Origin of the sequence: Mycolicibacter icosiumassiliensis, from assembly GCF_900078685.2 — a bacterium.
Taxonomy (GTDB): domain Bacteria; phylum Actinomycetota; class Actinomycetes; order Mycobacteriales; family Mycobacteriaceae; genus Mycobacterium; species Mycobacterium icosiumassiliensis.
Map to the genome: position 1 here is coordinate 1 of NZ_LT546171.1, position 4,714 is coordinate 4,714.

Consider the following 4,714-nt stretch of genomic DNA (forward strand, 5'->3'; position numbering starts at 1 on the left):
CAAACGACGGCACTCCCACTGCCGTCAATCCAGCCCTGCCACCTACGAAAGGACCCTGACACCGGCTACGCTGCCCGAAGCTGCTTAACCACAAATCCCGTGTCCACTACATGGGGGCAAGGCCCCTAAAGCATATTTCGGCATCTATACCGACCTCACCATAAGATACCACCCTTAATGCATACATTATTGGCGTGCTTCTGCTGGCGCCGGTTGCCGTCGCGACCGGCCGCACGGCTGAACTGCCGAGCGGAATAATGTTGGCGCACTGCAGCAAAGCCTGGCTAACATGACGGCATGCAACGTCCGTCTCGTCGACGTACCCCCAGTGATCTTCCCGGATTAGACATCGCCGAACAGAAGTCGTGGCAGAACTTCCTGCACGCCGCGCTGCGCTTTCACACCACGATGGATCGCTGGCTGACCGAAGCGCACCAGCTCTCCGTCATTGACTTGCGGGTGCTGGACATCCTGGACAAGTCCGACGACGGTGCGGCGCGAATGGGCGACCTAGCTGATGCCCTGGGCGCAAACCCGCATCACATGACCAAGCGAATCCATCGACTCGAAGAGCGGGGATTGGTTCAGCGCGAACAGAATTCCGATGACCGACGGGGGGTGGTCGCTCGGATCAGCGAGAGCGGGCGGCGGGTGGCCGGACATGCCAGTCTCAACTATGCCCAAGGGGTCAAGACCCATCTCATCGGCACCTTGTCGCGGCGCCAGCTTGCCACCCTCGAGGAGAATTGCCGACGGATCAATTCCGGCTTGAGGCAGGCTGATTCGACACTCTATGTATCCGGCGCGGCCGGCGGCGAGTCCACTGCCAAACCGCCGCTCTAATCTGAGTCACACTGCGGCACCTCGAAGTGTGGGTTTGCCCGCGGAGTGCCTGGCGGGCGAGCGAGGCGCCGAGAAAGTGGATGACGGCCGTTCAGGGCGAGGATGTTAACTTTCGCTACTGTCTGACGCGAAAATCGCCTGTGGCCAGCATCTACCGCCAGGGTGCGTCTGCGCTGATGGCCCGCTAGAACAAGTTCTGATTGTTACCCGCGAGTTAGTTGCCGGTTGAATCAACCGTGCGTCTTTATATATTTGCTGGAACCGTCCGTAAACATCTCCTAACAGCTCTGATGCTACAAAGATGGGACATGCTGACGTTGCGGTCCGGCGGCAGGTCTTGCTGATGTATGCAGAAGGATGTGAACCGCCCCGATTTTCGTAGTCATTGTTGGAGGGGTTTCGGTACCGTCGCCCGCCGTGGAGGACACAGGGGCTCAAGTGCCGGCTATGCGGCTGCCGGGGCTCGATGACATCGAACAGAATTCCTGGCAGGTGTTCGTCGAGTCATCGACGGGTCTGCTGGCAGCGCTGAACCGAAGCCTGCTGGGCCGGCATCGGCTTGACCTGTCCGAGCTTCGACTGCTGGATCTTCTCGCCAAGTCCGACACCGGTTCTGTCCGAATGAGCGAACTGGCCGCGGCGCTTATGCTGCTCCGTAGCCGAGTCACCTGGCTGACCCGGCGTCTGGAAAGCCGCGGCCTGGTCCGTCGGATCCCTATCCCTGGTGACAGGCGGGGTGTTCGGGCCGAGCTCACCCCCGATGGCCGAATGAGGTTGGAGCAGGCCCGCAAGACCTACGCCGAGCAGATTCGCAGGCTCTATGTGAACCAGATGTCCCGCCAGCAGATGCTTGCCCTGGGTGCCAGCTGCCACCAGATCAGCGCGTCACTGGAAGCTGCAGACCCTCCGAAAAAGTCGACGCTGGACTGATTTACGAGATTCTAGCCAATCGTTCGGAACTAAGTTACCGAATACAGCACCAGCTGTCGCGTCATATAGATACAATCGCCCGGCATGGGGCACCCGCGGGCTCTAGGGCCGCCAGTGTGGGAATTACCGGTGCTCGACGCCGCCGAAAGCACTTGTGTGCACCAGTTTGTGGACACGTCCGATCGCCTGCTCGCAGCGTTGAACGACAGCTTGGTCCGCGCCCACGGATTGACCCTCTTTGAGGTCCTGGTACTGGACCTGCTGGCCACCTCGGAGACCGGTTCGGCTCAAATGCGGGATCTGGCACAGGCTTTCGCGCTGGCGCCCAGTCGGGTGACCTCACTGATCGGCCGCCTGGAGGTGCAGGCTCTGGTCGGCAGGCGTCCGCATCCGGATGACCGCCGAGCGGTACTTGCCTACATCACCGCCGAGGGCCGGACGCGGTATGCGCCTGCTCTGGTGACCTACGCCCGCGGGATTCGTGCGTACTACCTCGACCAGCTGTCGCGTCAGCAGGCAATCGCCCTCGGGGACGTCTGCCGGCGAACCGGCCAGCCGTAGCGGTGCTGAGGGTCCCTGGAGAGCCCGCTTCGCCCGCTGGATGTGCCCGAAGATTGCGCAAAAAATTCTCAGGAAACGCGGCCATTGACGGGGATGAGAGGACGTCCATGCCCGACGGTTCACCCCCGGGGTGAGTGGCCTCTACCTGCGTAGACGCGCGTCAACGGCATGTTAGCTAAAGTTCACCTAATAGGCATCCGTGCTGTAGCGAAACACGTTGACACACGTTTCTACAGCGAGATTCTGGACTTTATCGCCGCGCCAGCTTCGCCCAGGTCAACGGTTATTACGCGTCGACGAGGTGCGGAATAGACACGAATGAACGTGTTTCAATTCCTACTGGTCGGTAATTTCCAGTTGAACGATTTGACGGCTTATCAAAATTTGCTAGAAACACATCTAAACGCCTGTAGCTGGGGTTTTGGAGACTAGCCAAATTGCCAGGAATGTTTTGAATGCATCCCTTTGCGGCTGAGCCCTTCCTGACTGCTGATTTTCAGGTCCGCCTCAGTTACGTTCCGTGTGCTGAGTCACATGACCTGAAGGAGCTCCCTTGCACGCCATTCTTCGCCCCTGCGCAACGGCCGGTGTTGTCATCGCCGGGACCGGCCTGATCGCCGCCACGCCGGTTGTGCCGGCGCAGGCACCCGCGGTCCCGACGGTCGTTGACGTCGCGCTGACCGGGCTGCCCGGCTTCCTTGACACCTGGCAGGACGTGATCAACACCACGAATGCCAACATTTCGACCCTGAAGGACAACTACATGCTGGCCCCCGGGGTGGCCTGGCAACAGCTATACGCCAACGCGATGGGCTACCTCAACCAGTTCCTCAACGACCCGAGCAGCAGCACCCTCGCTGACATCAACACGCAGATCCAGGAGCACCTGGTGGCGGTGCGCGACGGCTACACGCTGCCGCTGGACGTGGATTCCGACACCATGACCGTGGTCACCCGCCACACGATCGACGGGTCGACCCTTGCGGGTCACGGCTTCCTACTGGCGCAGGTTCCGGGATACCTGCCGGCTGGCACCGACATGGACATGGTCAATTCGATCATCAACTTCATGGTCTCGCCGCTGTCCGGCATCATCATGGGCATGCTGGGGCCGGGCATCAGCCCCTGGGTCGCCCTGCTGAACAGCATCACCGATGGTGACAGCTTCAGCGAAATCGTAGCCAATACCGTCGGCGGCTTCTTCAACGGCGCCACCCTCAATCTCGATTTCCTGCTGCCCTCGGTCAACGACGCGGGTTTCCTTCCGGCGGGAATGAGTCTCGACCACTTGGAATTTGCCTTTGGCGGGCTGCTCAGCACCGGTTCGGTGGGGCTCACCACTTATCAGGCGCTGGGCCCCGGCGGTGTGGTTGACGCGTCGGTTCCGGTTGTTGGCGGCTCCATTTTTAACTCCCTCGGTCTGCAAATGGTTGGCGTTCCGGGGCTTGGGCAAATCCTCGCGCACGGCAATGCAATCGGCCCGATCGCTGCCTTCGAGATGTGGGGACAGATTATCGGCGCGCTGCTGGGATCGGACTGGAACGGGGTGGGCACCATCGTCGTGACCCAGCCCGCACTCGGAGTCGATCTGCCGCAGATCCCCGATGACTTCGCCAACGTCTTCAGCGGGTTCCAGGACTTCTTCGACGGCATCTTCAGCTGATCCACCCGTCCCAAACATCAACTACCCCAGAGCTTTACATCTGATGAAAGGTGTTCGTAAATGAGTCGTCGTCACAGCAGCAGCCGGCGCCGCGGCCAGCATGAGGCCGGTCAGTCGCGCCGCAAGCGGGCGATTGGTGCCAGTGGTGCCGCCACTGCTTTCTTGGCATTCGGGATGACGCCCCTGGCGGGCCCCCCGTCAGCGCAGGCCGACGATGGCCTGGACTGGCTGTTGGACCTGTTTGGCCCCTCGGCGTCGGTGGCCGACGCCCCACTGGCCGCCGACGGCGGATTCTTCGACATGTCCACGATCATCGACCAGTGGATCTATTCGCCGATCCACTTCGGTGTGGAGGCATGGATCAACAGCGATCTCGGCGAACTGGTCAACGGCTGGATCAATCAGTCCTCCGGGCTGTTCCTGATCGGTGACGGTGCCGATGGAACCGCCCTCAACCCCAACGGCGGCGACGGTGGGCTGTGGTTCGGCGATGGCGGCGCCGGCTGGCGCAGCGACGACTCGGCACTGGTCGGAGGTAACGGAGGTGACGCCGGCTGGTTCGGCAACGGTGGTGGCGGTGGCGACGGCTTCGAGACCGGTGCCGGTGGCAACGGCGGTGCTGGCGGCTCCTTCATGGGCATCGGGGGTGACGGTGGCGCCGGCGGCCTCGGTGTCGGTGTGGCCGGCAACGGTGGCGCCGGCGGCAATGCTGGCGAT

The 4,714-nt window shown here is 61.8% G+C and carries 5 protein-coding genes; all 5 read left to right on the forward strand.

Annotated features, from left to right (window positions below):
* Positions 1–297: 297 nt before the first annotated feature.
* Positions 298–843 carry a MarR family winged helix-turn-helix transcriptional regulator gene (locus tag BN4346_RS46545; RefSeq protein WP_067977049.1) on the forward strand — a complete coding sequence of 182 codons (546 nt, stop codon included), beginning with the start codon at positions 298–300 and terminating at the stop codon, positions 841–843.
* A gap of 417 nt (positions 844–1,260) precedes the next feature.
* The gene (locus BN4346_RS46550) at positions 1,261–1,773 is read left to right on the forward strand and encodes a MarR family winged helix-turn-helix transcriptional regulator (RefSeq protein WP_235653826.1); all 513 of its coding nucleotides are present in this window, start codon (positions 1,261–1,263) and stop codon (positions 1,771–1,773) included.
* Between the two features lie 84 nt (positions 1,774–1,857).
* Entirely contained in the window at positions 1,858–2,334 is a 477-nt protein-coding gene (locus tag BN4346_RS46555; RefSeq protein WP_067977051.1) for a MarR family winged helix-turn-helix transcriptional regulator, read from the forward strand.
* Between the two features lie 553 nt (positions 2,335–2,887).
* Positions 2,888–3,997, forward strand: coding sequence for an outer membrane porin GjpA (gjpA, locus tag BN4346_RS46560; protein WP_154677692.1), 1,110 nt, complete (start codon positions 2,888–2,890; stop codon positions 3,995–3,997).
* 60 nt (positions 3,998–4,057) lie between these two features.
* Positions 4,058–4,714, forward strand: a 657-nt coding sequence (locus tag BN4346_RS49795) for a PGRS repeat-containing protein (RefSeq protein WP_407695169.1), incomplete at its 3' end; no start/stop codon positions are given.